At 67.8% G+C, this 1,359-nt stretch carries 2 protein-coding genes and 1 pseudogene; all 3 read left to right on the top strand.

Going from position 1 to position 1,359, the window contains the following annotated elements; translation table 11 throughout:
* Positions 1–289 (top strand): annotated as a pseudogene (locus A5704_RS00485) (proteasome subunit beta); the annotation flags it as partial.
* Positions 286–1,059: a proteasome subunit alpha gene (gene prcA / locus A5704_RS00480; RefSeq protein ID WP_067753797.1), complete on the top strand. Its 774-nt coding sequence runs from the start codon at positions 286–288 to the stop codon at positions 1,057–1,059. The pseudogene A5704_RS00485 and the gene prcA, both read left to right, overlap by 4 nt.
* 179 nt (positions 1,060–1,238) lie before the next feature.
* Positions 1,239–1,359: proteasome accessory factor PafA2 family protein (locus A5704_RS28985; protein WP_231968679.1), on the top strand; the 121-nt coding region annotated here is incomplete at its 3' end.

Below are 1,359 nucleotides of genomic sequence, written 5' to 3'. Positions count from 1 at the left end.
GGGGTCGGGCTCGATCTTCGCCAAGTCCTCCATAAAGAAGTTGTATTCGCGGGTCGTCGATGCCGATTCGGCGGTGCGGGTGGCCGTCGAGGCGCTCTACGACGCCGCCGATGACGACTCCGCCACCGGCGGGCCTGACTTGGTTCGGGGCATCTACCCAACGGCGGTCACCATCGGCGCCGAGGGGGCGGCCGAGGTGCCCGAGAGCCGGATCGCCGAGCTCGCCCGCGAGGTGATCGAAAGCCGCTCACGCGCAGACACTTTCGGCCCCGACGGTGGTGAGAAGTGAGCTTCCCGTATTTCATATCGCCCGAGCAGGCGATGCGCGAGCGCAGCGAGCTCGCGCGCAAAGGCATCGCGCGCGGCAAGAGCGTGGTGGCGCTGGTCTACGCCGGTGGTGTGCTGTTCGTGGCGGAGAACCCGTCGCGGTCCCTGCAGAAGATCAGTGAGCTCTACGATCGCGTCGGCTTCGCGGCCGCCGGCAAGTTCAACGAATTCGACAACCTGCGCCGCGGCGGAATCCAGTTCGCCGACACCCGGGGCTACGCCTACGACCGCCGCGACGTCACGGGACGCCAGCTGGCCAACGTCTACGCACAGACCCTGGGCACCATTTTCACCGAGCAGGCTAAGCCGTACGAGGTGGAATTGTGCGTCGCCGAGGTGGCGCACTACGGCGAGACGAAACCGCCTGAGCTGTATCGCATCACCTACGACGGGTCGATCGCCGACGAGCCGCACTTCGTGGTGATGGGCGGCACCACCGAGCCGATCACGACCGCGCTCAAGGAGTCCTACGCGGAGAACGCCGACTTGCGCGAGGCGACCAAAATCGCCGTGAAGGCGCTGCGGGCCGGCAGCACCGACGGTTCAGGCGGGGACCAGCCCTCCCCGGACGTGGGCAGCCTGGAGGTCGCCATCCTGGACGTCAACCGGCCACGCCGGGCGTTCCGGCGCATCAACCGGGCCACGTTGGAAGGTCTGCTGCAAGAGGGCGATTCGAGGCAGTCGGAAACCAACGGCGAAGCGCCGGAATCCAACGGCGACGCCGCCGGCTGACTCGGGCCCGCCGCGTGCGCTGTTCGCTACGGGCTGAACACCGCGCCCGCGGGTGTCCGAGTTGTCGACGTCCCGTTGCGGTCCCCAGGCGGTGCCCTGGCGGGCTTCGCGAAACTCGTCCGGATCCGTAGGCGCGGCTTCCGCACCGTCCCGGTCAGACAACCAGTACGCTCGATTACGTGCAGCGACGAATTATGGGCATCGAGACCGAGTTCGGTGTCACCTGCACGTTCCACGGCCATCGCCGGCTGTCGCCGGACGAGGTCGCCCGATACCTGTTCCGGCGCGTCGTGTCGTGGG

The sequence above is a fragment of the Mycobacterium sp. E735 genome (assembly GCF_001666955.1).
Classification (GTDB): domain Bacteria; phylum Actinomycetota; class Actinomycetes; order Mycobacteriales; family Mycobacteriaceae; genus Mycobacterium.
This window is presented reverse-complemented; position numbering and strand designations above follow the sequence as displayed.